At 55.6% G+C, this 25,024-nt stretch carries 36 protein-coding genes; 1 reads left to right on the top strand and 35 read right to left on the bottom strand.

The window, feature by feature from the left end:
• Positions 1-2 precede the first annotated feature (2 nt).
• Positions 3-1,397, bottom strand: coding sequence for an MFS transporter (locus KBY02_RS00260; RefSeq protein ID WP_003400420.1), 1,395 nt, complete (start codon positions 1,395-1,397; stop codon positions 3-5).
• Between the two features lie 129 nt (positions 1,398-1,526).
• Between KBY02_RS00260 and uvrA the strand changes: the two genes are divergently transcribed.
• On the top strand, positions 1,527-4,361 hold the full coding sequence (gene uvrA / locus KBY02_RS00255; protein WP_024638199.1) for an excinuclease ABC subunit UvrA: 2,835 nt from the start codon (positions 1,527-1,529) through the stop codon (positions 4,359-4,361).
• A gap of 94 nt (positions 4,362-4,455) precedes the next feature.
• Here the strand turns inward: uvrA and bfr are convergent, their stop codons facing one another.
• The 34 genes from bfr to rpsL all read right to left on the bottom strand — a co-directional run bounded on the left by bfr (position 4,456) and on the right by rpsL (position 24,867).
• A complete protein-coding gene (gene bfr, locus KBY02_RS00250; protein WP_003317095.1) occupies positions 4,456-4,920 on the bottom strand; it encodes a bacterioferritin in 465 nt (154 codons plus the stop codon).
• A gap of 154 nt (positions 4,921-5,074) precedes the next feature.
• Positions 5,075-6,520: a catalase gene (locus KBY02_RS00245; protein WP_003400423.1), complete on the bottom strand. Its 1,446-nt coding sequence runs from the start codon at positions 6,518-6,520 to the stop codon at positions 5,075-5,077.
• 167 nt (positions 6,521-6,687) lie between these two features.
• Entirely contained in the window at positions 6,688-7,074 is a 387-nt protein-coding gene (rplQ, locus tag KBY02_RS00240; protein WP_003317096.1) for a 50S ribosomal protein L17, read from the bottom strand.
• Between the two features lie 41 nt (positions 7,075-7,115).
• On the bottom strand, positions 7,116-8,117 hold the full coding sequence (locus KBY02_RS00235; RefSeq protein WP_002555464.1) for a DNA-directed RNA polymerase subunit alpha: 1,002 nt from the start codon (positions 8,115-8,117) through the stop codon (positions 7,116-7,118).
• Positions 8,118-8,139: 22 nt separating this feature from the next.
• The gene (gene rpsD, locus KBY02_RS00230) at positions 8,140-8,760 is read right to left on the bottom strand and encodes a 30S ribosomal protein S4 (protein ID WP_002555465.1); all 621 of its coding nucleotides are present in this window, start codon (positions 8,758-8,760) and stop codon (positions 8,140-8,142) included.
• A gap of 18 nt (positions 8,761-8,778) precedes the next feature.
• Entirely contained in the window at positions 8,779-9,168 is a 390-nt protein-coding gene (gene rpsK / locus KBY02_RS00225; RefSeq protein ID WP_002555466.1) for a 30S ribosomal protein S11, read from the bottom strand.
• A gap of 30 nt (positions 9,169-9,198) precedes the next feature.
• Entirely contained in the window at positions 9,199-9,555 is a 357-nt protein-coding gene (gene rpsM / locus KBY02_RS00220) for a 30S ribosomal protein S13 (protein WP_002555467.1), read from the bottom strand.
• Between the two features lie 130 nt (positions 9,556-9,685).
• A complete protein-coding gene (rpmJ, locus tag KBY02_RS00215) occupies positions 9,686-9,802 on the bottom strand; it encodes a 50S ribosomal protein L36 (RefSeq protein WP_002555468.1) in 117 nt (38 codons plus the stop codon).
• A 28-nt stretch (positions 9,803-9,830) separates the two neighbouring features.
• Positions 9,831-11,165, bottom strand: a complete 1,335-nt coding sequence (secY, locus tag KBY02_RS00210; RefSeq protein WP_002555469.1) for a preprotein translocase subunit SecY — start codon at positions 11,163-11,165, stop codon at positions 9,831-9,833.
• Positions 11,166-11,600: a 50S ribosomal protein L15 gene (gene rplO / locus KBY02_RS00205; RefSeq protein ID WP_002555470.1), complete on the bottom strand. Its 435-nt coding sequence runs from the start codon at positions 11,598-11,600 to the stop codon at positions 11,166-11,168.
• 3 nt (positions 11,601-11,603) lie between these two features.
• Entirely contained in the window at positions 11,604-11,780 is a 177-nt protein-coding gene (gene rpmD / locus KBY02_RS00200; protein ID WP_002555471.1) for a 50S ribosomal protein L30, read from the bottom strand.
• 2 nt (positions 11,781-11,782) lie between these two features.
• A complete protein-coding gene (gene rpsE / locus KBY02_RS00195) occupies positions 11,783-12,283 on the bottom strand; it encodes a 30S ribosomal protein S5 (protein WP_003317099.1) in 501 nt (166 codons plus the stop codon).
• Positions 12,284-12,286: 3 nt separating this feature from the next.
• The gene (gene rplR / locus KBY02_RS00190) at positions 12,287-12,637 is read right to left on the bottom strand and encodes a 50S ribosomal protein L18 (RefSeq protein ID WP_002555473.1); all 351 of its coding nucleotides are present in this window, start codon (positions 12,635-12,637) and stop codon (positions 12,287-12,289) included.
• 10 nt (positions 12,638-12,647) lie between these two features.
• Positions 12,648-13,181, bottom strand: a complete 534-nt coding sequence (gene rplF, locus KBY02_RS00185) for a 50S ribosomal protein L6 (protein ID WP_002555474.1) — start codon at positions 13,179-13,181, stop codon at positions 12,648-12,650.
• 12 nt (positions 13,182-13,193) lie between these two features.
• Positions 13,194-13,586: a 30S ribosomal protein S8 gene (gene rpsH / locus KBY02_RS00180; protein WP_002555475.1), complete on the bottom strand. Its 393-nt coding sequence runs from the start codon at positions 13,584-13,586 to the stop codon at positions 13,194-13,196.
• Between the two features lie 214 nt (positions 13,587-13,800).
• Positions 13,801-14,106 carry a 30S ribosomal protein S14 gene (gene rpsN, locus KBY02_RS00175; RefSeq protein ID WP_003400428.1) on the bottom strand — a complete coding sequence of 102 codons (306 nt, stop codon included), beginning with the start codon at positions 14,104-14,106 and terminating at the stop codon, positions 13,801-13,803.
• A 13-nt stretch (positions 14,107-14,119) separates the two neighbouring features.
• Entirely contained in the window at positions 14,120-14,659 is a 540-nt protein-coding gene (rplE, locus tag KBY02_RS00170) for a 50S ribosomal protein L5 (protein WP_002555477.1), read from the bottom strand.
• Between the two features lie 20 nt (positions 14,660-14,679).
• A complete protein-coding gene (gene rplX, locus KBY02_RS00165) occupies positions 14,680-14,994 on the bottom strand; it encodes a 50S ribosomal protein L24 (RefSeq protein WP_003317102.1) in 315 nt (104 codons plus the stop codon).
• A gap of 11 nt (positions 14,995-15,005) precedes the next feature.
• Positions 15,006-15,374 (bottom strand): 50S ribosomal protein L14, encoded by a 369-nt coding sequence (gene rplN, locus KBY02_RS00160; protein ID WP_002555479.1) that lies wholly within the window; start codon positions 15,372-15,374, stop codon positions 15,006-15,008.
• 23 nt (positions 15,375-15,397) lie between these two features.
• On the bottom strand, positions 15,398-15,664 hold the full coding sequence (gene rpsQ, locus KBY02_RS00155) for a 30S ribosomal protein S17 (RefSeq protein WP_002555480.1): 267 nt from the start codon (positions 15,662-15,664) through the stop codon (positions 15,398-15,400).
• A gap of 2 nt (positions 15,665-15,666) precedes the next feature.
• Positions 15,667-15,858 carry a 50S ribosomal protein L29 gene (gene rpmC, locus KBY02_RS00150; protein ID WP_002555481.1) on the bottom strand — a complete coding sequence of 64 codons (192 nt, stop codon included), beginning with the start codon at positions 15,856-15,858 and terminating at the stop codon, positions 15,667-15,669.
• Positions 15,858-16,271, bottom strand: a complete 414-nt coding sequence (gene rplP / locus KBY02_RS00145; RefSeq protein ID WP_002555482.1) for a 50S ribosomal protein L16 — start codon at positions 16,269-16,271, stop codon at positions 15,858-15,860. The genes rpmC and rplP overlap by 1 nt, the downstream gene beginning before the upstream one ends.
• A 12-nt stretch (positions 16,272-16,283) precedes the next feature.
• Positions 16,284-16,970: a 30S ribosomal protein S3 gene (rpsC, locus tag KBY02_RS00140; protein WP_003176422.1), complete on the bottom strand. Its 687-nt coding sequence runs from the start codon at positions 16,968-16,970 to the stop codon at positions 16,284-16,286.
• A gap of 13 nt (positions 16,971-16,983) precedes the next feature.
• Positions 16,984-17,316, bottom strand: a complete 333-nt coding sequence (gene rplV, locus KBY02_RS00135; RefSeq protein ID WP_002555485.1) for a 50S ribosomal protein L22 — start codon at positions 17,314-17,316, stop codon at positions 16,984-16,986.
• Between the two features lie 13 nt (positions 17,317-17,329).
• Positions 17,330-17,605, bottom strand: coding sequence for a 30S ribosomal protein S19 (gene rpsS, locus KBY02_RS00130; RefSeq protein WP_002555486.1), 276 nt, complete (start codon positions 17,603-17,605; stop codon positions 17,330-17,332).
• Between the two features lie 16 nt (positions 17,606-17,621).
• A complete protein-coding gene (gene rplB, locus KBY02_RS00125) occupies positions 17,622-18,446 on the bottom strand; it encodes a 50S ribosomal protein L2 (RefSeq protein ID WP_003317104.1) in 825 nt (274 codons plus the stop codon).
• Positions 18,447-18,460: 14 nt separating this feature from the next.
• Positions 18,461-18,760 carry a 50S ribosomal protein L23 gene (gene rplW / locus KBY02_RS00120; RefSeq protein ID WP_002555488.1) on the bottom strand — a complete coding sequence of 100 codons (300 nt, stop codon included), beginning with the start codon at positions 18,758-18,760 and terminating at the stop codon, positions 18,461-18,463.
• Positions 18,757-19,359: a 50S ribosomal protein L4 gene (gene rplD, locus KBY02_RS00115; RefSeq protein WP_002555489.1), complete on the bottom strand. Its 603-nt coding sequence runs from the start codon at positions 19,357-19,359 to the stop codon at positions 18,757-18,759. Before rplD ends, rplW begins: the two co-directional genes overlap by 4 nt.
• Positions 19,360-19,371: 12 nt before the next feature.
• Positions 19,372-20,007: a 50S ribosomal protein L3 gene (gene rplC, locus KBY02_RS00110; RefSeq protein ID WP_002555490.1), complete on the bottom strand. Its 636-nt coding sequence runs from the start codon at positions 20,005-20,007 to the stop codon at positions 19,372-19,374.
• 81 nt (positions 20,008-20,088) lie between these two features.
• Positions 20,089-20,400: a 30S ribosomal protein S10 gene (rpsJ, locus tag KBY02_RS00105; protein ID WP_002555491.1), complete on the bottom strand. Its 312-nt coding sequence runs from the start codon at positions 20,398-20,400 to the stop codon at positions 20,089-20,091.
• A gap of 141 nt (positions 20,401-20,541) precedes the next feature.
• Complete coding sequence (tuf, locus tag KBY02_RS00100; protein WP_003344210.1) at positions 20,542-21,735, bottom strand: elongation factor Tu; 1,194 nt, start codon at positions 21,733-21,735, stop codon at positions 20,542-20,544.
• Between the two features lie 31 nt (positions 21,736-21,766).
• On the bottom strand, positions 21,767-23,872 hold the full coding sequence (fusA, locus tag KBY02_RS00095; protein WP_003400432.1) for an elongation factor G: 2,106 nt from the start codon (positions 23,870-23,872) through the stop codon (positions 21,767-21,769).
• 30 nt (positions 23,873-23,902) lie between these two features.
• Positions 23,903-24,373: a 30S ribosomal protein S7 gene (gene rpsG / locus KBY02_RS00090; protein WP_003400433.1), complete on the bottom strand. Its 471-nt coding sequence runs from the start codon at positions 24,371-24,373 to the stop codon at positions 23,903-23,905.
• Between the two features lie 122 nt (positions 24,374-24,495).
• A complete protein-coding gene (gene rpsL / locus KBY02_RS00085) occupies positions 24,496-24,867 on the bottom strand; it encodes a 30S ribosomal protein S12 (RefSeq protein WP_002555494.1) in 372 nt (123 codons plus the stop codon).
• Positions 24,868-25,024 lie beyond the last annotated feature (157 nt).

Here is a 25,024-nt window from a genome sequence, read left to right as displayed (position 1 = left end):
TCCTAGGCTTCGCACGCTTCTGATGCTGGATTGACCAGCTTTTCGAGAGAGGCACGATCCAATAATTTTGTGTCGAGTTTTATGTAGATGGCTGCCTCTTCCGCAACCACCACTGCATCTGTCACGCCTGCTACGGACATCAAACGCTCTGCCAGGCCTGCTTCACGCTGCGCCTGCGGCGACAACGGCAGACGTAGGCTGGTCACGTAAGGCGGTTCTCGCATGGTCACTGCGAAGGCGAGCCAGACGGCGGCCATGGCTGCACCACCCAGGAACACCACATCGAGCCCACCGTGCTGGAACAACCAGCCGCCCAGTATCCCACCTGCGGCCGATCCAAGAAACTGGCTGGTGGAATAAACTCCCATTGCCGTGCCTTTTCCGCCGGCCGGTGAAACCTTGCTGATCAACGACGGCAAGGATGCTTCCAGCAGGTTGAACGCGGTGAAGAATACCACTGTCCCGATGACCAGTGCCCGCAACGTGTCCCCGTAGGCCCAGAAGAATAGCTCAGCCAGCATCAAAACTGTGACGGCGCCCAGCAGAACGCGCTTCATTTGACGTTTCTTCTCGCCATAGATGATGAACGGGATCATCGCGAAGAAGGAAACCAGCAAGGCAGTCAGGTAGACCCACCAGTGTTCTTCCTTGGGCAGACCGGCTTTTTCGACCAGCGCCAGTGGCAAGGCCACGAAGCTGGACATGAGCATCGCATGCAACACGAAGATACCCAAATCCAGGCGCAGCAGGTCCGGATGACGCAACGTCGCCCCCAGCGCCTGTTTGGCGACGCCGGACTCGCGATGCATTAATGCCCCGCTGGCCTTGGGCACCACGTAGGCGACGATGAGAACGCCTATCAAGGCCATGCCGCCGGTGGCCAGGAACAATCCGGAAAGCCCGAACATGCCGGTGATCACCGGGCCGACAACCATGGCGATGGCGAACGACAGACCAATGGTCATGCCGATCATGGCCATGGCCTTGGTGCGGTGCTGTTCGCGGGTCAGGTCGGAGAGCAGCGCCATGACTGCCGCGGAAATGGCGCCAGCCCCCTGCAGGATACGTCCGGCAATGATTCCCCAGATCGAATCCGCGTTCGCCGCCACCACGCTGCCGATCGCAAAGATGATCAAGCCGAAATAAATGACCGGTCGCCGGCCGATACGGTCGGAAATGATCCCGAACGGTATCTGCAACACCGCCTGGGTCAGGCCGTAGGCGCCAATCGCCAGACCGATCAGTGCAGGGCTCGCGCCTGCCAGGTCCATGCCGTAGGTTGCCAGAACCGGCAAGACCATGAACATGCCAAGCATGCGGAACGCAAACACCAGGGCCAGACCGCCTGCTGCGCGGGTCTCGCCGCTACTCATACGCTCGCTGTGGGTATCGTGCATGGAATAACCTCGTGTGAACCGGCGGCGATTCTACCAGTCCCATCGTTGTACAGCACATACGCGACGCTTTGCCGCGTGATGGCTCGGAGCCGTATACTCCGTCGTTTATGCCCGCCAAGCGAGGCCGCAGTGGACAAGATCCTGATACGTGGGGCACGAACCCACAACCTGAAAAATATTGACCTGACACTTCCCCGCGACAAACTGATCGTTATCACCGGGCTCTCCGGCTCAGGCAAGTCTTCGCTGGCTTTCGATACGCTGTACGCCGAAGGGCAACGCCGCTATGTCGAATCGCTGTCGGCCTATGCCCGCCAGTTTCTGTCGATGATGGAAAAACCGGACGTCGATACGATCGAAGGTCTGTCGCCGGCGATTTCCATCGAGCAGAAGTCTACTTCACATAACCCGCGCTCGACCGTGGGTACGATTACCGAAATTTACGACTACCTGCGTCTTTTGTATGCGCGCGTCGGCCAGCCTCGCTGCCCCGACCACGATATTCCGCTGGAAGCCCAGACGGTCAGCCAGATGGTCGACCTGGTGCTGAGTCAGCCTGAGGGCAGCAAATTGATGCTGCTTGCGCCAGTTATCCGCGAGCGCAAGGGCGAGCATCTTTCGGTTTTCGAAGAGCTGCGCGCGCAAGGCTTTGTCCGGGCGCGAGTCAACGGCAAGCTGTGCGAGCTGGATGAGCTGCCGAAGCTGGATAAGCAGAAGAAGCACTCGATCGATGTGGTCGTGGACCGTTTCAAGGTCCGCGCCGACCTGCAGCAGCGCCTGGCCGAGTCCTTCGAGACCGCCCTGAAGCTGGCCGACGGTATCGCCCTGGTGGCGCCGATGGACGACGAGCCGGGCGAGGAAGTGATCTTCTCTGCCCGCTTCGCCTGCCCTATCTGTGGCCATGCGATCAGCGAGCTGGAACCGAAGCTGTTCTCCTTCAACAACCCGGCTGGCGCCTGCCCGACCTGCGACGGTCTGGGCGTGAAGCAGTTCTTCGATATCAAGCGGCTGGTCAATGCCGAACTGACGCTTGCCGAAGGCGCGATACGAGGCTGGGACAGGCGTAATGTCTATTACTTCCAGATGCTCGGCTCGCTCTCCAAGCACTATGGCTTCAGCCTGGAAATGCCATTCAAGCAGATCCCCGCCGACATGCAGAAGATTCTGCTCAACGGCAGTGGCTCGCAGAGTGTCGATTTCCGCTACCTCAATGACCGTGGCGATATCGTCAAGCGTGCGCACCCGTTCGAAGGCATCGTGCCGAATCTGGAGCGTCGCTATCGGGAAACCGAATCGGCTACGGTCCGCGAAGAGCTGGCCAAGTTCCTGGGCACACAGCCCTGCCCTGACTGCCGAGGCACTCGCCTGCGTCGCGAAGCGCGCCATGTGTGGGTGGGTGAAAAGACTCTGCCTGCAGTCACCAGTCTGCCGATTGGCGACGCGACGCATTACTTTGAAACGCTCAAGCTGACCGGACGACGTGGCGAGATCGCCGACAAGATTCTCAAGGAAATCCGTGAGCGTCTGCAGTTTCTGGTCAACGTGGGCCTGGACTACCTGACCCTGGATCGTAGCGCAGACACCCTGTCCGGCGGCGAAGCACAGCGTATCCGTCTGGCCAGCCAGATCGGTGCGGGGCTGGTCGGGGTGATGTACATCCTCGATGAGCCGTCCATCGGTCTGCACCAGCGCGACAATGATCGTTTGCTGGGCACGCTCAAGCACCTGCGCGACATCGGCAATACAGTGATTGTGGTCGAGCACGATGAAGATGCGATTCGCCTGGCCGACTACGTGGTCGACATTGGCCCGGGGGCCGGCGTGCATGGTGGTCATATCGTCGCCGAAGGTACGCCGGACGAAGTGATGTCGCATCCCGACTCGCTGACCGGCAAATACCTGTCAGGGCGCGTGAAGATTGCCGTTCCCGCCAAGCGCACCCCGCGTAACAAGAAGCTCTCGCTGACCCTCAAGGGCGCGCGTGGCAACAACCTGCAAAATGTCAATCTCGACATCCCGATCGGCCTGCTGACCTGCGTGACGGGTGTTTCCGGATCGGGCAAGTCGACGCTGATCAACAACACGCTGTTCCCGCTGAGCGCTACGGCGCTGAACGGCGCCACGACGCTGGAAGCGGCTACGCACGACAGCATCAACGGCCTGCAGCACTTGGACAAGGTGGTGGACATCGACCAGAGCCCTATCGGTCGTACGCCGCGCTCCAACCCGGCGACCTACACCGGGCTGTTCACGCCGATTCGCGAGCTGTTCGCCGGGGTTCCGGAATCACGCTCGCGGGGCTATGGTCCGGGGCGGTTCTCGTTCAACGTCAAGGGCGGCCGCTGCGAGGCGTGCCAGGGCGACGGGCTGATCAAGGTCGAGATGCACTTTTTGCCAGACATCTACGTGCCCTGCGACGTGTGCAAGAGCAAGCGTTACAACCGCGAAACGCTTGAGGTCAAGTACAAAGGCAAGAACATCCACGAAGTGCTGGAGATGACCATCGAGGAAGCGCGTGAGTTCTTCGACGCCGTTCCGGCACTGGCGCGCAAGCTGCAAACCCTGATGGATGTAGGACTTTCCTATATCAAGCTGGGGCAATCGGCGACGACCCTGTCAGGCGGTGAAGCGCAGCGGGTCAAGCTGTCGCGTGAGCTGTCCAAGCGCGACACCGGCAAGACGTTGTACATCCTCGACGAGCCGACCACAGGCCTGCACTTCGCGGATATTCAGCAGCTGCTGGATGTATTGCATCGCCTGCGCGACCACGGCAATACCGTGGTGGTGATCGAGCACAACCTGGATGTGATCAAGACGGCCGACTGGCTGGTGGATCTGGGTCCGGAAGGCGGTTCGCGAGGTGGGCAGATCATTGCGACGGGCACACCTGAACAGGTCGCCGAGATGGAACAGTCCTACACAGGTCATTACCTGAAACCTCTGTTGACCAGAGATAAAGCCTGACGAGTGCGACGAAAACGGGTTCGGCATCAGTCGAACCCGGATACAAAAAAGCTCCTGTCACGCAAGTGCAGGAGCTTTTTTATGAGCGGTCGAATCAGAACTGCGATTGCAGGTAGTTCTGCAGGCCGATGGACTTGATCAACCCCATCTGCTGTTCGAGCCAGTAGGTATGGTCTTCTTCGGTATCAGCCAGCTGCACGCGCAGGATTTCGCGAGTCACGTAGTCGCTGTGCAGCTCACAGAGCTCGATACCCTTGCACAGGGCAGCACGTACCTTGTATTCGAGACGCAGATCGCTGGCGAGCATCTCAGGCACTGTGGTGCCGACGTCGAGGTCGTCCGGGCGCATGCGCGGCGTGCCTTCCAGCATCAGGATACGACGCATCAGCGCGTCAGCGTGTTGCGCCTCTTCTTCCATCTCATGATTGATACGTTCGTAGAGCTTCGAAAAGCCCCAGTCTTCGTACATGCGTGAGTGAACGAAATATTGGTCACGAGCTGCCAGTTCGCCCGTGAGCAACGTGTTGAGATAATCGATTACTTCGGGGTGGCCTTGCATCGCACCAGACTCCTGCTTCAAAGACGATAGTTTGAACCAAGCGCCGCACGAGGTCACTTAGAAAAACGCAATAAACCGACGAAAAGTGGCGAAATTACGCCGTTAAGAAGCGAAAAACCGCCCAAATGAGGGCGGTTCTGTTTCTCACTTCGACTCAGCCCAGTTTTACGTCCAATGCGCGGGCAATGCCTTCGCCGTAAGCAGGGTCAGCTTTGTAGAAATGCTGCAACTGACGTTGCACGACATCACTGGAAACGCCTGCCATTGCGCCGGCAATATTGCCAATCAACAGGGCTTGCTGATCAGCGCTCATCAGGTTGAACAACTTGCCTGCCTGACTGTAGTAATCGCCGTCTACTCGATGATCATGACGATCTGCTGCACCGTTCAGAGACAGCGCAGGCTCCGCGTAGCGCGGATTCTCTTTCGGCGCATCCGAGTAGCTGTTCGGTTCATAGTTTGGCGCCGCACCGCCATTGGTGCCGAAGGCCATCGCCCCGTCACGCTGATAGCTGTGCACCGGACTCTTGGGCGCATTGATCGGCAACTGCTGGTGGTTGGTACCTACGCGATAGCGATGCGCATCAGCATAGGCAAATACGCGCCCTTGCAACATGCGGTCTGGCGAAAGGCCAACGCCTGGCACCATGTTGCTTGGGCCAAATGCGGCCTGCTCGACTTCGGCAAAGTAGTTGAGCGGGTTGCGGTTCAACTCCAGCTCGCCCACCTCGATCAGCGGGTATTCTTTCTGCGACCAGGTCTTGGTCACGTCGAACGGGTTTTCATGATGATTCGCAGCCTGAGCTTCGGTCATCAACTGGATGCACACCTGCCACTTGGGGAAGTCGCCCTTCTCGATGGCAGTGAACAGATCGCGCTGAGCGTAATCAGGATCAGTACCGGCAATGCGCGCAGCCTCTGCGGGCGTCAGATTCTTGATCCCCTGGCGGGTCTTGTAATGCCACTTCACCCAATGACGCTCGCCTGCAGCACTGATGAGGCTATAGGTGTGGCTGCCGAAGCCGTGCATGTGACGGTAGCCGTCCGGAATGCCACGATCGGAGAACAGAATAGTGACCTGGTGCAGCGCTTCAGGCGAGTGCGACCAGAAATCCCACATCATCTGAGGGCTCTTCAGATTGGTCTGCGGCAGGCGCTTCTGAGTGTGAATGAAATCAGGGAATTTCAGGGGGTCACGGATAAAGAACACCGGCGTGTTGTTACCGACGATGTCCCAGTTACCTTCCTCGGTGTAAAACTTGATCGCAAAGCCACGAGGGTCACGCTCGGTATCAGCCGAACCACGCTCGCCGCCTACGGTGGAGAAGCGCAGGAAAATCGGCGTCTGCTTGCCAACCGTGTCGAACAGCCTGGCGCTGGTATATTGGCTGATGTCGCGGGTCACGGTGAACGTACCATGAGCACCCGACCCCTTGGCGTGCACGCGACGCTCCGGGATGTTTTCACGGTTGAAGTGGGCAAGCTTTTCGATCAGATGGAAATCATCGAGCAATAGAGGACCACGTGGGCCTGCCGAACGGGAGTTCTGATTGTCTGCGACGGGGGCACCGCTGGCGGTCGTAAGGGTCTTCTGGCTCATCTACATCTTCCTCTGGTGTGTATAGCCGGCTGATCGGCTTGAGAAGAAGTATTGTCGAAAGCTATTGCAGCGTCGAATTCATTAAATCATGACTATCGATAGCAATTCTTAATTCCGGAAAACAAAAAACCGGGCACTGGGCCCGGTTTTATGTTCAAACTGATGTCTTATTCAGCAGCTTCTACAGAGCCACCGATAGGACGATCAACCAGCTCGACGTACGCCATTGGCGCGTTGTCGCCAGCGCGGAAACCGCACTTGAGGATGCGCAGGTAGCCGCCCTGACGGGTTGCATAGCGCTTGCCCAGATCGTTGAACAGTTTGCCGACGATTTCTTTCGAACGAGTACGGTCGAAAGCCAGACGACGGTTGGCAACGCTGTCTTCCTTGGCCAGGGTGATCAGCGGCTCGGCAACGCGGCGCAGTTCCTTGGCTTTCGGCAGGGTAGTTTTGATCAGCTCGTGCTCGAACAGCGACACCGCCATGTTTTGGAACATGGCTTTGCGGTGAGAGCTGGTACGGCTCAGGTGACGTCCACTTTTACGATGACGCATGGTTCATTCCTTACCAAACTCGCGTTCGGTGATTACGACGATCAGGCCGTAGCCTTGTCGTCCTTCTTAAGACTTGCCGGCGGCCAGTTGTCGAGGCGCATGCCGAGGGAGAGACCACGAGAAGCCAGAACGTCCTTGATCTCGGTCAAGGATTTCTTGCCCAGGTTCGGAGTCTTCAACAGCTCTACTTCGGTGCGCTGAATCAGATCGCCGATGTAGTAGATGTTCTCCGCCTTAAGGCAGTTGGCCGAACGCACGGTCAGTTCCAAATCGTCAACCGGACGAAGCAGGATCGGATCGATCTCGTCTTCCTGTTCGATTACCACTGGTTCGCTGTCGCCTTTGAGGTCGACGAACGCAGCCAACTGCTGTTGCAGAATGGTTGCAGCGCGACGGATAGCCTCTTCAGGGTCCAGAGTACCGTTGGTTTCCAGATCAATAACCAGCTTGTCCAGGTTAGTACGCTGTTCGACACGGGCGTTTTCCACCACGTATGCGATACGGCGAACCGGGCTGAACGAAGAGTCAAGCTGCAAGCGACCAATGCTGCGGCTTTCGTCTTCATCGCTTTGACGCGAGTCTGCCGGCTCATAACCACGACCACGAGCTACGGTGAGCTTCATGTTCAAGACGCCGTTAGACGCCAGGTTAGCGATTACGTGATCGGGGTTAACGATCTCGACATCATGATCCAGCTGAATATCGGCAGCGGTAACCACCCCCGAACCCTTCTTCGACAAGGTCAGCGTAACTTCGTCTCGACCGTGCAGCTTGATAGCCAGACCTTTAAGGTTCAACAGGATTTCAATGACGTCTTCCTGTACACCTTCGATGGCGCTGTACTCATGGAGTACACCGTCAATCTCGGCCTCGACTACTGCACAGCCGGGCATGGAGGACAACAAAATGCGGCGAAGCGCGTTGCCCAGGGTATGGCCGAAACCACGCTCGAGAGGCTCGAGAGTGATTTTGGCGCGGGTTGGACTGACAACCTGCACATCAATGTGGCGGGGTGTCAGGAACTCATTTACCGAAATCTGCATGGATGCACCTATTTTCTAGCCCTTACTTGGAGTAGAGCTCGACAATCAGGCTTTCGTTGATGTCGGCGGATAGATCACTGCGAGCTGGAACGTTCTTGAAAACGCCCGATTTCTTCTCAGTGTCTACTTCTACCCATTCTACGCGGCCACGTTGGGCACACAGATCGAGAGCCTGGACAATACGCAGCTGATTCTTAGCTTTTTCGCGGATAGCAACAACGTCGCCAGCACGAACCTGATAAGAAGGAACGTTAACGGTTTTGCCGTTTACGCTGACCGACTTGTGCGAAACCAATTGACGGGATTCGGCACGCGTCGAGCCGAAGCCCATGCGGTATACAACGTTGTCCAGACGGCATTCGAGCAGTTGCAGCAGGTTCTCGCCTGTTGCACCTTTCTTGCCGGCGGCTTCTTTGTAGTAGCCGCTGAACTGACGCTCGAGAACGCCGTAGATACGACGGACTTTTTGCTTTTCACGCAGCTGAGTACCGTAATCGGACTGGCGACCACGACGTTGGCCGTGGATACCTGGAGCTGCTTCGATGTTGCACTTGGATTCGATAGCGCGAACGCCGCTCTTCAGAAAGAGATCGGTGCCTTCACGACGAGCAAGTTTGCATTTTGGACCAATGTAACGAGCCATTTCTTACAGTCTCCTGGATTACACGCGGCGCTTCTTCGGCGGACGGCACCCGTTGTGCGGGATTGGCGTCACGTCGGTGATGCTGGCGATCTTATAGCCACAGCCGTTCAATGCACGGACAGCGGATTCACGACCTGGGCCTGGACCCTTGACATTGACGTCGAGGTTCTTCAGACCGTACTCCAGCGCAGCTTGACCAGCACGTTCAGCAGCTACTTGAGCAGCGAACGGGGTGGACTTGCGCGAACCACGGAAACCCGAACCGCCGGAGGTAGCCCACGAAAGAGCGTTACCTTGACGATCGGTAATGGTGACGATTGTGTTGTTAAACGACGCGTGGATGTGGGCGATGCCATCAACCACTGTCTTTTTAACTTTTTTACGAGGACGAGCAGCAGGTTTTGCCATGACTAAATTCCTGTCGTTGCGCTGGTGCGATTACTTGCGGATCGGCTTACGCGGACCTTTGCGAGTACGCGCGTTGGTCTTGGTACGCTGACCGCGCACTGGAAGACCACGACGATGACGCAGACCGCGGTAGCAGCCCAGGTCCATCAAGCGCTTGATTTTCATGTTGATTTCGCGACGCAGGTCACCTTCAGTGGTGAACTTCGCCACTTCGCCACGCAGCTGTTCAATCTGCTCGTCGCTCAGATCTTTGATTTTCACCGCCGGATTTACGCCGGTGGTTGCACAAATTTTCTGTGCGGTGGTGCGACCAACACCATAGATGTAGGTCAACGAGATAACAGTATGCTTGTTATCTGGAATGTTAACGCCTGCAATACGGGCCATTCAGTGGGACTCCAATTGACAGCTACCTACGCCCCGGAAGCCAAGAAATAGGGCGCGAGATAATATCGCTGTAGTAACAAATAATCAACCCAGCAGCGCACTAGCTGCTGGGCTTAAGCACAAATCACAATCAGCCTTGGCGCTGCTTATGACGTGGTTCCGCGCTGCAAATTACTCGAACCACACCTTCGCGGCGGATAATCTTGCAGTTACGGCACAGCTTTTTCACCGATGCACGAACTTTCATCACCAACTCCTCGAACCTTAGGGGTGCTTCAGCGCAGCATACCGCCGCTGCCACCGTAGCCCTTCAGGTTGGCTTTCTTCATCAGGGATTCATACTGGTGCGAAACGAGGTGAGATTGCACTTGCGACATAAAGTCCATCACAACCACGACCACGATCAGCAACGAGGTCCCGCCAAGGTAGAACGGTACGTTTGCCGCGACCACCAGAAACTGGGGAAGCAGACACACGGCCGTCATATATAGAGCACCGAACATGGTCAAGCGAGTCAAAACGCCATCAATGTAGCGCGCCGACTGCTCGCCTGGACGAATACCCGGAATAAAGGCACCGGACTTCTTCAGGTTTTCCGCTACGTCTTTCGGATTGAACATCAACGCCGTATAGAAGAAGCAGAAGAAAATAATCCCTGCACTAAACAGCAGAATATTCAACGGCTGACCAGGAGCGATCGACTGCGAGATGTCCTGCAACCAGCCCAGACCTTCAGACTGACCGAACCAGGACCCCAACGAAGCCGGGAACAGCAAAATGCTGCTCGCGAAAATGGCCGGTATCACACCAGCCATGTTCACTTTCAGCGGCAAGTGGCTTGTCTGCGCAGCGAAGACCTTGCGGCCCTGCTGACGCTTGGCGTAGTGAACGGCGATTCGACGCTGACCACGCTCAATGAACACCACAAAACCGATGATCGCTACCGCCAGCAAACCGATTGCAACCAGAGCGAAGATATTGATATCACCCTGACGTGCAGACTCGAAAGACTGCCCTATTGCTCTCGGAAGACCGGCGACGATACCTGCGAAAATCAACATCGAGATACCGTTGCCGACACCGCGCTCGGTGATCTGCTCGCCCAGCCACATCATGAACATCGCACCTGCCACGAAGGTAGTTACGGCCACAAAGTGGAAACCCAGGTCCCCAGAAAACGCGACGCCCTGACTCGCCAGACCAACGGACATGCCGATAGCTTGGACCAGAGCCAGGACAACGGTGCCATAGCGGGTGTACTGGCTTATCTTGCGACGGCCAGCTTCACCTTCCTTCTTCAACTGCTCCAGCTGCGGGCTGACGGCGGTCATCAACTGCATGATGATCGATGCCGAAATGTACGGCATGATCCCCAGTGCAAAGATGCTCATCCGTTCCAGCGCGCCACCGGAAAACATGTTGAACAAGCTAAGAATGGTCCCCTCATTCTGTCGAAACAGTTCTGCGAGTCGGTCCGGGTTGATACCTGGAACCGGGATGTGTGCGCCTATTCGGTAGACGATAATCGCCAGGAACAGAAAACGCAGACGAGCCCAGAGTTCAGACATACCGCCTTTGCCGAGCGCTGAGAGAGCACCTTGCTTAGCCATTTATTCCTCGAACTTGCCGCCAGCTGCTTCGATAGCCGCACGCGCACCTTTGGTGGCGGCGATACCCTTGATAGTGACAGCGCGAGTAACTTCGCCCGACAGCATGATTTTCACACGCTGAACGTTCTGGTTAATCACGTTGGCATCTTTCAGGGACTGCACAGTTACGATGTCGCCTTCCACTTTAGCCAGCTCGGACAAACGCACTTCTGCGCGATCCATGGCCTTCAGGGAAACGAAACCGAATTTTGGCAGGCGACGATGCAGCGGCTGTTGGCCGCCCTCAAAGCCCGGAGCAATGGTGCCACCGGAGCGGGAGCTTTGACCTTTGTGGCCACGGCCACCGGTCTTGCCCAAACCGCTACCGATACCACGGCCCGGACGATGCTTTTCGCGACGGGAACCCGGCGCTGGACTCAGATCATTGAGTTTCATCGATTAACCCTCGACTCGCAGCATGTAGTAAGCCTTGTTGATCATCCCGCGATTTTCGGGAGTATCCAGGACTTCTACAGTGTGACCGATGCGACGCAGACCCAAACCCTTAATGCACAATCTGTGATTAGGGATGCGGCCGGTCATGCTTTTGATCAGCGTTACTTTAACGGTAGCCATGATCAGATGATCTCCTCAACACGCTTGCCACGTTTGGCAGCGATCGACTCAGGAGACTGCATGCCCTTCAAACCCTTGAACGTAGCGTGAACCACGTTTACCGGGTTAGTCGAACCGTAGCACTTGGCCAATACGTTCTGGACACCAGCAACTTCCAGCACTGCGCGCATTGCGCCGCCAGCGATGATACCGGTACCTTCAGAAGCAGGCTGCATGTACACCTTGGAGGCGCCATGGGCAGACTTCATCGCGTACTGCAGGGTAGTGCCGTTCAGATCAACCTGAATCATGTTGCGACGAGCAGCTTCCATCGCTTTCTGGATTGCAGCAGGCACTTCACGTGACTTGCCACGGCCGAAGCCAACGCGCCCTTTACCATCACCCACTACGGTCAACGCAGTGAAAGTGAAGATACGGCCGCCTTTTACGGTTTTGGCCACGCGGTTAACTTGAACCAGCTTCTCGATGTAGCCTTCGTCGCGTTTTTGGTCGTGATTTGACATAACTTAGAACTCCAGCCCGCCTTCACGAGCAGCATCAGCCAGCGCTTTGACACGGCCGTGGTACTTGAAGCCAGAACGGTCGAAAGCGACTTGCGATACACCCGCGGCTTTCGCGCGCTCGGCGACCAGCTTGCCAACCTTAGTGGCCGCGTCGATGTTGCCAGTGGCGCCATCACGCAGTTCTTTGTCCAAAGTCGAGGCGCTTGCCAGGACTTTGCTGCCGTCGGCCGAGATGACCTGGGCATAAATGTGCTGCGAAGAGCGGTGCACGCAGAGACGCACGACTTCCAGCTCGTGCATTTTCAGGCGTGCTTTGCGAGCGCGACGCAGTCGGGTAACTTTTTTGACGGTCATTTGCTATGCCCTACTTCTTCTTGGCTTCTTTACGGCGGACGACTTCGTCTGCGTAACGCACACCTTTGCCTTTGTAAGGCTCAGGACGGCGGAAGTCGCGGATCTCAGCGGCCACTTGACCAACCAACTGCTTATCGATACCGCGAATCAGGATATCGGTCTGGCTGGGGGTCTCAGCGGTGATGCCATTCGGCAATTCGTAGTCCACTGGGTGCGAGAAGCCAAGTGCAAGGTTCAGTACCGTGCCTTTTGCTTGCGCCTTGTAACCAACACCGACCAGCTGGAGCTTGCGCTCGAAGCCTTGGCTTACGCCTTGGACCATGTTGTTTACCAGTGCACGAGTGGTGCCTGCCATTGCGCGGGTTTGTTGATCGCCATTGCGAGCAGCGAAACGCAGCTCACCAGCTTCTTCAACAATCTCAACGGACGAATGGATGTTCAGTTCTAGAGTGCCCTTGGCACCCTTCACCGAAAGCAGCTGGCCGACGAGTTTGACTTCGACGCCGGATGGCAGCTTAACGGGGTTCTTAGCGACGCGTGACATGCTTACCCCCCCTTAGAACACAGTGCAAAGCACTTCGCCACCGACACCGGCAGCGCGCGCAGCACGATCCGTCATCACACCTTTACTGGTGGAGACGATAGACACACCAAGACCGCCACGAACTTTCGGCAGGTCATCGGAGGACTTGTACTGACGCAAGCCTGGGCGGCTGACGCGCTTAACCTCTTCGATGACCGGACGGCCTTCGAAGTACTTAAGCTCGATGGACAGCGAGGATTTAACTTCGCTGCTGATCTGATAACCCGCAATGTAGCCTTCGTCCTTCAGGACTTTTGCTACAGCAACCTTCAACGTGGAAGATGGCATGCTTACGACGGGCTTTTCAGCCATCTGGGCATTACGGATACGAGTTAGCATGTCCGCTAACGGGTCCTGCATACTCATGGGCTAGACGCTCCTAAAACAAAATAATTAGCCTTGCGGCTACAGCTTGATCGCCGAGAACTTCCGGGCAAGTAAAAACACGGGCTCAGGCGAGCCGGCAATTCTAGTCCTACGCCGGAAATGAATCAAGCCCCAAAAGGGGCTTGATTCAAATTCAGGCTCCATCCCGACCGGTGACTTGCGTAACCGGCAGGAGGGCGCGAGAGGTGTCGCCTTACCAGCTGGCTTTGACCAGACCTGGTACGTCGCCACGCATGGCTGCTTCACGCAGCTTGTTACGGCCGAGGCCGAACTTGCGGTAGACGCCGTGTGGACGACCAGTGATGCGGCAACGGTTACGCATGCGCGCAGCGCTTGCGTCACGTGGTTGCTTCTGCAGGGCTACGGTAGCTTCCCAACGCGCTTCTGGACTTGCGTTCAGATCGACGATGATAGCTTTCAGCTCTGCACGCTTCTTGGCGTACTTGGCAACAGTGAGCTGACGCTTCAGCTCACGGTTTTTCATGCTCATCTTGGCCATTGTCCTACTCCAATCAGTTGCGGAACGGGAATTTGAAAGCACGCAGCAATGCGCGACCTTCATCATCGTTCTTGGCAGTGGTGGTCAGGGTGATGTCCAGACCGCGAAGAGCATCGATCTTGTCGTAGTCAATTTCCGGGAAAATGATCTGCTCTTTGACGCCCATGCTGTAGTTACCACGACCATCGAAGGACTTGGCATTCAGGCCGCGGAAGTCGCGAACCCGAGGCAGGGAGATCGACAGCAGACGATCCAGGAATTCGTACATACGATCGCGGCGCAGAGTCACTTTGACACCGATCGGCCAACCTTCACGGACTTTAAAGCCAGCGATGGATTTCCGAGCGTAAGTCACAACGACTTTTTGACCGGTGATCTTTTCCAGGTCAGCAACAGCGTGCTCGATGACTTTCTTGTCGCCGATCGCTTCGCCCAGACCCATGTTCAGGGTGATTTTGGTAACGCGCGGAACTTCCATCACGTTCGAAAGCTTAAGTTCTTCCTTAAGTTTCGGAGCGATTTCCTTCCGGTAAATCTCTTTTAGTCGTGCCATGGTCTTCTACCTAGCAGTGTTCAAGCATCAACCGCTTTTTGGGTCGACTTGAAGACACGAATTTTCTTGCCGTCTTCAACTTTGAAACCAACGCGGTCAGCCTTGTTGGTTGCGCCGTTGAAAATGGCGACGTTGGAAGCGTGCATTGGCGCTTCTTTCTCGACGATACCGCCCTGTACGCCCGACATCGGGTTTGGCTTGGTATGACGCTTCACCAGGTTGATCCCACCAACGACCAAACGGTCGTCAGCGAGAACCTTGAGCACCTTACCGCGCTTACCTTTGTCTTTGCCGGCGATCACGATGATCTCGTCGTCACGACGAATCTTTTGCATGTCGGATCTCCTTAGAGCACTTCTGGGGCGAGCGAGACGATCTTCATGAACTTCTCAGTACGAAGTTCACGGGTCACTGGCCCAAAGATACGGGTACCGATCGGCTCTTGCTTGTTGTTCAACAGAACAGCAGCGTTGCCATCGAAGCGGATGATGGAGCCGTCTGCACGACGAACACCGTGGCGAGTGCGGACTACAACTGCAGTCATCACCTGGCCTTTCTTCACCTTGCCGCGAGGAATTGCTTCCTTGACGGTTACTTTGATGATGTCACCGATACCAGCGTAACGACGATGGGAGCCACCCAGCACCTTGATGCACATAACGCGGCGTGCGCCGCTGTTATCGGCCACATCGAGCATGGATTGAGTCTGAATCATATAATTTCTCCGACCCCTAGCCCTTAGACTTCCACAGCGCGTTCGAGGATATCAACCAACGCCCAAGACTTGGTCTTGGCTACCGGACGAGTTTCACGAATAGTGACCTTGTCGCCGATATGGCATTGATTGGTTTCGTCGTGCGCGTGCAGCTTAGTCGAACGCTTAACGTATTTACCGTAGATCGGGTGCTTTACGCGACGCTCGATCAGAACGGTGATGGTCTTGTCCATCTTGTCGCTGACAACACGGCCAGTCAGCGTACGGACAGTTTTTTCGGCTTCAGCCATGATTACTTACCTGCCTGCTGGTTGAGCACAGTTTTCACGCGAGCGATGTCACGCTTAACTTGCGAGAGCAGATGAGACTGCCCCAACTGGCCAGTTGCCTTCTGCATACGCAGATTGAACTGGTCGCGCAGCAGGCCGAGCAGTTGCTCGTTCAGCTGCTGTGCTGATTTTTCACGAAGTTCATTCGCTTTCATCACATCACCGTCCGCTTAACAAAGGAGGTGGCGAGCGGCAGCTTTGCAGCAGCCAGGGCGAAAGCCTCACGCGCCAGCTCTTCAGTAACACCCTCGATTTCATACAGGACTTTGCCTGGCTGAATCTGGGCAACCCAGTACTCCACGTTACCCTTACCTTTACCCATCCGAACTTCGAGTGGCTTTTTGGTTACAGGCTTGTCCGGGAACACACGGATCCAGATCTTGCCGCCACGTTTAACGTGACGGGTCAGAGCACGACGCGCTGACTCGATCTGACGAGCGGTGAGACGACCACGAGCTACAGACTTCAGCGCGAACTCGCCGAAGCTGACTTTGCTACCGCGCAGTGCCAGACCACGGTTGTGGCCGGTCATCTGCTTGCGGAACTTCGTACGCTTTGGTTGCAACATTTGGCGTACCCCTTACTTAGCAGCTTTTTTACGAGGCGCTGGTGCTTGTGGTTTCAGTTCTTCTTGGCGACCACCAATTACTTCGCCTTTGAAGATCCAAACCTTTACACCGATCACACCGTAAGTGGTGTGAGCTTCGTAGTTGGCATAGTCGATGTCGGCACGCAGGGTGTGCAGTGGCACACGACCTTCGCGATACCATTCAGTACGTGCGATTTCAGCACCGCCGAGACGACCGCTCACTTGGATTTTGATGCCTTTGGCACCAATGCGCATGGCGTTCTGAACAGCGCGCTTCATAGCGCGACGGAACATTACGCGACGCTCCAGCTGCTGAGCTACGCTCTGCGCAACCAGCATACCGTCGAGCTCCGGCTTACGGATCTCTTCGATATTGATGTGCACAGGCACACCCATTTGCTTGGTCAGGTCCTGACGCAGTTTCTCAACATCTTCACCTTTCTTCCCGATAACGATACCTGGACGAGCGGTGTGGATGGTGATACGTGCTGTCTGAGCCGGACGATGGATATCGATACGGCTGACGGACGCGCTTTTTAATTTGTCTTGGAGGTACTCACGCACTTTCAGATCAGCGAACAAATAGTCCGCATAAGTCCGACCGTCTGCGTACCAGACGGAGGTGTGCTCCTTGACGATTCCCAGGCGAATGCCAATGGGATGTACTTTCTGACCCATCTCTTCGACTCCGTTACTTGTCAGCAACCTTGACAGTGATATGGCAAGACCGCTTGACGATGCGATCAGCACGGCCTTTAGCACGTGGCATGATGCGCTTCAGCGAACGCCCTTCGTTGACGAAAACGGTGGAGACCTTGAGGTCATCAACGTCTGCGCCTTCGTTATGCTCGGCGTTGGCTACAGCCGACTCCAGCACTTTCTTCAGGATCTCGGCGGCTTTCTTACTGCTGAAAGCCAACAGGTTGAGCGCTTCGCCCACCTTCTTCCCGCGGATCTGGTCGGCGACCAAGCGGGCTTTCTGGGCGGAGATTCGAGCGCCCGACAACTTAGCGGCTACTTCCATCGTTCCTTACCCCTTAACGCTTGGCTTTCTTGTCTGCCACGTGCCCACGATATGTGCGGGTACCGGCAAACTCGCCTAGTTTATGGCCGACCATGTCTTCGTTCACGAGAACTGGAACATGCTGGCGACCGTTATGCACTGCAATGGTCAAACCGACCATTTGTGGCAGGATCATCGAACGACGCGACCAGGTCTTAACTGGTTTGCGATCGTTCTTTTCCGCCGCCACTTCGATCTTCTTCAGTAGGTGAAGATCAATAAAAGGACCTTTTTTCAGAGAACGTGGCACTGTCGTATCCCTCTATTTACTTGCGACGACGGACGATCATTTTGTCGGTACGCTTATTACCACGAGTCTTCGCGCCCTTAGTCGGGAAGCCCCACGGCGATACCGGATGACGACCACCAGAGGTACGACCTTCACCACCACCATGTGGGTGGTCAACCGGGTTCATGGCAACACCACGAACGGTTGGGCGAACGCCACGCCAGCGTTTGGCACCCGCTTTACCCAGCGAACGAAGGCTGTGCTCGGAGTTCGAGACTTCGCCCAGCGTTGCACGGCACTCAGACAGTACTTTACGCATTTCACCGGAGCGAAGACGCAGGGTCACGTACACACCTTCACGAGCGATCAGCTGTGCCGAGGCACCAGCGGAACGAGCGATCTGTGCGCCTTTGCCTGGCTTCAGTTCGATGCCGTGTACGGTGCTACCAACTGGAATGTTGCGCAGTTGAAGAGCGTTGCCCGGCTTGATTGGTGCCAGAGCACCTGCAATCAGCTGGTCGCCAGCACTCACGCCTTTAGGGGCGATGATGTAGCGGCGCTCGCCGTCTGCGTAAAGCAGCAGAGCAATGTGAGCAGTACGGTTTGGATCGTATTCGATACGCTCGACGGTGGCAGCGATGCCATCCTTGTCGTTGCGACGGAAGTCGACCAGACGATAATGCTGTTTATGGCCACCACCGATATGACGGGTAGTAATACGACCATTGTTGTTACGACCACCAGACTTCGATTTTTTCTCGAGCAGCGGTGCGTGAGGAGCGCCTTTATGCAGCTCCTGGTTGACCACCTTGACCACAAAACGGCGGCCAGGGGAAGTCGGTTTGCATTTAACGATTGCCATGATGCACCCCTTCCTTACTCAGCACTGCTGCTGAAATCGAGATCTTGGCCTGGCTGAAGGGAGATAACTGCCTTCTTCCAGTCATTACGCTTGCCCAGACCGCGAGCAGTGCGCTTGCTCTTACCCAGAACATTCAGGGTAGTAACACGCTCTACTTTCACGCTGAACAGGCTTTCGACGGCCTTCTTGATTTCCAGCTTGGTTGCGTCAGTAGCAACCTTGAAAACGAACTGACCTTTTTTGTCTGCAAGAACCGTAGCCTTCTCGGAAACGTGCGGGCCAAGCAGAACTTTAAATACGCGTTCCTGGTTCATCCCAGCAGCTCCTCGAATTTCTTCACGGCCGACACAGTGATCAACACTTTGTCGTATGCGATCAGACTAACTGGATCGGAACCTTGAACGTCACGTACATCAACGTGCGGCAGGTTACGAGCAGCCAGGTACAGATTCTGGTCAACAGCGTCAGACACGATCAGGACGTCAGTCAGGCCCATGCCAGTCAGCTTGTTCAGCAAATCTTTGGTTTTCGGTGCTTCAACAGCGAAGTCCTGAACCACGACCAGACGATCAGTACGAACCAGTTCAGCAAGGATGGAGCGCAGCGCAGCGCGATACATCTTCTTGTTGAGCTTCTGAGTGTGATCCTGAGGACGAGCTGCAAAAGTGGTACCGCCGCCACGCCAGATTGGGCTACGGATAGTACCGGCACGAGCACGGCCAGTACCTTTCTGACGCCAAGGGCGCTTACCGCCACCACGAACGTCGGAACGGGTCTTTTGCTGCTTGCTACCCTGACGACCGCCAGCCATGTAGGCCACGACTGCCTGGTGAACCAGCGTCTCGTTGAATTCGCCGCCAAATGTCAGTTCGGAAACTTCGATTGCCTGAGCGTCATTTACATTTAATTGCATGTCAGCTTCCCCTTAACCGCGAGCCTTGGCTGCCGGACGTACAACCAGGTTGCCGCCAGTAGCGCCAGGAACAGCACCCTTGACCAACAACAGATTGCGTTCAGCGTCCACGCGCACTACTTCCAGGGACTGCACGGTCACGCGCTCAGCGCCCATATGACCGGACATTTTTTTGCCCTTGAATACACGACCAGGAGTCTGGCACTGGCCGATAGAGCCTGGGACGCGGTGGGAGACGGAGTTACCGTGGGTATTGTCTTGACCACGGAAATTCCAACGCTTGATCGTACCCTGGAAGCCTTTACCCTTGGACTGACCGGTTACATCAACCAGTTGACCAGCGGCGAAGATTTCAGCGTTGATCTGATCGCCAGCCTGGTAGTCGCCTTCTTCAAGACGGAATTCCATGACGGTACGACCGGCGGCAACGTTCGCTTTGGCGAAGTGGCCAGCCTGAGCGGCTGTAACACGCGAAGCGCGACGCTCGCCGACAGTGACTTGCACTGCACGATAGCCATCGGTTTCTTCGGTTTTGAACTGAGTGACGCGATTCGGCTCGATCTCAATGACCGTGACCGGAATGGAGACACCTTCTTCGGTGAAAATACGGGTCATACCGCATTTACGACCGACTACACCAATAGTCATGTTGTAAACCTCATGAGTGTACGGGGCTTTCACCCGCTATGGCCGCCCATTTCAGAGCGTTACACGACTAAGACCCAAGTCTTAGCCGAGGCTGATCTGAACTTCCACACCGGCCGCAAGATCAAGCTTCATAAGCGCATCAACGGTTTTTTCCGTTGGCTGGACAATGTCCAGAACACGCTTGTGAGTACGGATCTCATACTGGTCGCGCGCGTCTTTGTTGACGTGCGGAGAAACCAGGACGGTGAACCGCTCTTTACGAGTCGGCAGTGGAATCGGACCACGCACCTGTGCACCAGTACGTTTCGCGGTTTCCACGATTTCCTGGGTTGATTGGTCGATCAGGCGATGGTCAAAAGCCTTCAACCTGATACGGATTTGCTGGTTTTGCATTGGATTCAGACTCCAGATTGCTGTTCCCACCGAGCGCAATACGCCCGTTAAAAGGAGGCGCAATTCTATAGACGACCTAACAAGGTGTCAACCCAATAAAAAAGCCCCCGCAGTGCGGGGGCTCTTTTTGGGACTCAACGCTTAAGCGATGATTTTGGCTACGACGCCAGCGCCGACGGTACGACCGCCTTCACGGATTGCGAAACGCAGACCATCTTCCATTGCGATTGGCTTGATCAGGGTAACGGAAACTTTAACGTTATCACCTGGCATAACCATTTCTACGCCTTCCGGCAGTTCGCAGCTACCAGTTACGTCGGTAGTACGGAAGTAGAACTGTGGACGGTAGCCTTTGAAGAACGGAGTGTGACGACCGCCTTCTTCTTTGCTCAGAACGTAGATTTCAGCTTCGAACTGAGTGTGCGGCTTGACGCTGCCTGGCTTGACCAGAACCTGGCCACGCTCAACGTCGTCACGCTTGGTACCGCGCAGCAGAACGCCGCAGTTCTCGCCAGCACGACCTTCGTCGAGCAGTTTGCGGAACATTTCAACACCGGTGCAGGTGGTGACGGTAGTGTCACGCAGACCAACGATTTCCAGTGGATCCTGAACCTTGACGATACCGCGCTCAATACGACCAGTCACAACAGTACCGCGACCGGAGATCGAGAATACGTCTTCGATCGGCATCAGGAACGGCTTGTCGGTAACACGAACTGGTTCTGGGATGTAGGAGTCCAGTGTTTCAACCAGTTTACGAACGGCAGTGGTGCCCATTTCGTTGTCGTCTTTACCTTCCAGAGCCATACGAGCAGAACCGATGATGATCGGAGTGTCGTCGCCTGGGAAGTCGTAAGTGCTCAGCAGATCGCGCACTTCCATCTCGACCAGTTCCAGCAGCTCAGCGTCGTCTACCAGGTCAGCCTTGTTCAGGAAGACCACGATGTACGGAACGCCAACCTGACGGGACAGCAGGATGTGCTCACGGGTTTGTGGCATCGGACCATCAGCGGCCGAACAAACCAGAATCGCGCCGTCCATCTGGGCAGCACCAGTGATCATGTTCTTCACGTAGTCAGCGTGACCTGGGCAGTCAACGTGAGCATAGTGACGGATCAACGATTTGTATTCGACGTGCGCGGTGTTGATGGTAATACCACGAGCCTTTTCTTCCGGTGCGCTGTCGATCTTGTCGAATTCAACAGCAGCCGAACCGAAAACTTCGGAGCAGACGCGAGTCAGAGCAGCGGTCAGCGTGGTTTTACCATGGTCAACGTGACCAATGGTGCCAACGTTGACGTGCGGGAGGGAACGATCAAATTTTTCTTTAGCCACGACAAATAACTCCTAGCCTAAAGGCGCTGAATCAGCCTTGTTTTTTGGTTACAGTTTCGACGATGTGCGACGGAGCTGTATTGTATTTTTTGAATTCCATAGAGTAGCTTGCGCGACCCTGAGACATGGAGCGAACGTCGGTCGCATAACCGAACATCTCACCCAACGGAACCTCGGCACGAATTACCTTGCCGGAAACCGTATCTTCCATACCCAGAATCATGCCGCGACGGCGGTTAAGGTCGCCCATCACGTCACCCATATAGTCTTCAGGCGTAACAACCTCTACTGCCATGATCGGCTCAAGCAGCTCACCACCGCCCTTCTGGGCCAGCTGCTTGGTCGCCATGGAAGCAGCCACCTTAAACGCCATCTCGTTCGAGTCGACGTCATGGTAGGAACCATCAAACACGGTAGCCTTCAGGCCGATCAGCGGATAACCGGCAACAACGCCGTTCTTCATCTGCTCTTCGATACCCTTCTGGATAGCCGGGATGTATTCCTTGGGAACAACACCACCTACCACTTCGTTTACGAATTGCAGACCTTCCTGACCTTCGTCAGCAGGTGCAAAACGGATCCAGCAATGACCGAACTGGCCACGACCGCCGGATTGACGAACGAACTTGCCTTCGATTTCACAATTCTTCGTGATGCGCTCACGATAGGAAACCTGAGGCTTGCCGATGTTGGCTTCGACGTTGAACTCACGGCGCATCCGGTCAACCAGGATGTCCAGGTGGAGCTCGCCCATGCCAGAGATGATCGTTTGACCAGTCTCTTCATCAGTTTTGACGCGGAAAGACGGGTCTTCCTGAGCAAGCTTGCCCAGTGCGATACCCATTTTTTCCTGGTCATCCTTGGTCTTTGGCTCAACGGCAACCGAAATAACCGGCTCCGGGAAGTCCATACGAACCAGGATGATTGGCTTGTCAGCGTTGCACAAGGTTTCACCAGTGGTGACGTCCTTCATGCCGATCAAGGCCGCGATGTCACCAGCGCGTACTTCCTTGATTTCTTCACGGGCGTTTGCGTGCATCTGCACCATACGACCCACACGCTCTTTCTTGCCCTTGACCGAGTTGATCACGCCGTCGCCGGATGCCAACACGCCCGAGTAAACGCGGACGAACGTCAAGGTACCCACGAATGGGTCGGTAGCGATCTTGAACGCCAGAGCCGAGAACGGCTCGTTGTCGTCTGCATGACGCTCCATCAGAACTTCTTCGTTATCAGGATCGGAACCCTTGATAGCTGGAATGTCAGTTGGAGCAGGCAGGTAATCGATCACGGCATCGAGAACCAGGGGAACACCCTTGTTCTTGAAGGAAGAACCGCAAACAGCAAGAACGATCTCACCAGCGATAGTACGCTGACGCAGAGCATCCTTGATTTCCTTGTTGGTGAGTTCTTCACCTTCGAGGTACTTGTTCATCAGCTCTTCGTTGGCTTCAGCAGCAGCCTCAACCATGTTACTGCGCCATTCGTCAGCCAGTTCCTGCAATTCGGCAGGGATAGGCTTGCGAACTGGAACCATGCCCTTGTCGGCATCATTCCAGTAGACCGCCTCCATGGACATCAGATCGATCTGACCCTGGAAGTTGTCTTCAGCACCGATAGCCAGCTGGATCGGCACCGGAGTGTGACCCAGACGCTGCTTGATCTGAGCAATTACGCGCAGAAAGTTAGCGCCGGCACGGTCCATCTTGTTCACGTAAACGATACGCGGAACACCGTACTTGTTGGCTTGACGCCATACGGTTTCGGACTGCGGCTCTACGCCAGAAGTGCCACAGAACACAACGACCGCGCCGTCGAGTACACGCAGGGAACGTTCAACTTCAATGGTGAAGTCTACGTGGCCCGGGGTGTCAATGACGTTGAAGCGGTATTGGTCTTTGTGTTGCTTCTCGGAACCCTGCCAGAAGGCAGTAATAGCAGCAGAAGTAATGGTAATACCACGCTCCTGCTCCTGAACCATCCAGTCCGTGGTCGCGGCGCCATCATGCACCTCGCCCATTTTGTGGCTTTTGCCGGTGTAAAAAAGGACGCGCTCGGTGGTGGTGGTTTTACCAGCATCCACGTGAGCGACGATACCAATGTTACGGTAGCGGCCAATCGGAGTAGTACGAGCCATAAAGCCCTCGCAAAATTAGTGACGCTGAAATTAGAAGCGGTAGTGCGAGAAAGCCTTGTTGGCTTCAGCCATACGGTGCACGTCTTCACGCTTCTTGACTGCAGCACCTTTACCTTCGGCGGCGTCCATCAGTTCGCCGGCCAAACGCAGAGCCATAGACTTCTCACCGCGCTTGCGCGCGAAGTCTACCAGCCAGCGCATTGCCAGAGCATTACGACGGGACGGACGAACTTCAACAGGAACCTGGTAAGTAGCACCGCCTACACGGCGCGACTTTACTTCGACCAGCGGAGCGATGGCGTCGAGAGCTTTCTCGAAGATTTCCAGGGGATCGCTGTTCTTGCGTTCTTTAACCTTTTCCAGCGCGCCATAAACGATACGCTCGGCAACGGCTTTCTTGCCGCTTTCCATCACGTGGTTCATGAACTTGGCCAGAATCTGGCTACCGTATTTTGGATCGTCAAGCACATCGCGCTTGGCTGCTACGCGTCTTCTTGGCATGGATAAGCCCTCAAACGGTCTTCAGGTTAGCTCGGGACCACCATCCAGTTAGGAATGCGCCCGACCTTACTCTTATCGACTCAGAAAAATAGAAATCTGCAATTTCAAACAGAGGCCAAAGACTACTTAGGCTTCTTGGTACCGTATTTCGAGCGACCCTGGTTACGGCCTTTAACGCCGGAAGTATCCAGAGAACCACGAACGGTGTGGTAACGAACACCTGGCAAGTCTTTTACACGACCGCCACGGATCAGTACCACGCTGTGTTCTTGCAGGTTGTGACCTTCACCACCGATGTACGAGGAAACCTCGAAACCGTTGGTCAGGCGCACACGGCAGACTTTACGCAATGCCGAGTTAGGTTTTTTCGGCGTGGTGGTATACACACGAGTGCACACACCGCGACGTTGCGGGCAGTTCTGCAGCGCAGGTACGTCGGATTTCTCGACGATACGCTTACGCGGCTGACGTACCAGCTGGTTGATAGTTGCCATCTACTAGCTCCACTGTTGTCTTGCGACGCTATTGTCTTACAAGAAAAGCAAATGACAGGGCACAGGCCCCGCCAAATTTAGGGGTACAAGAGTCTAAAGAGGATCCCGCCCCCAGTCAAGACAAAGCCCCGACGTCCTCACCGGGCAAACAACACGA

The sequence above is a fragment of the Pseudomonas sp. P129 genome (assembly GCF_020312195.1).
GTDB lineage: Bacteria > Pseudomonadota > Gammaproteobacteria > Pseudomonadales > Pseudomonadaceae > Aquipseudomonas > Aquipseudomonas fragariae.
This window is presented reverse-complemented; position numbering and strand designations above follow the sequence as displayed.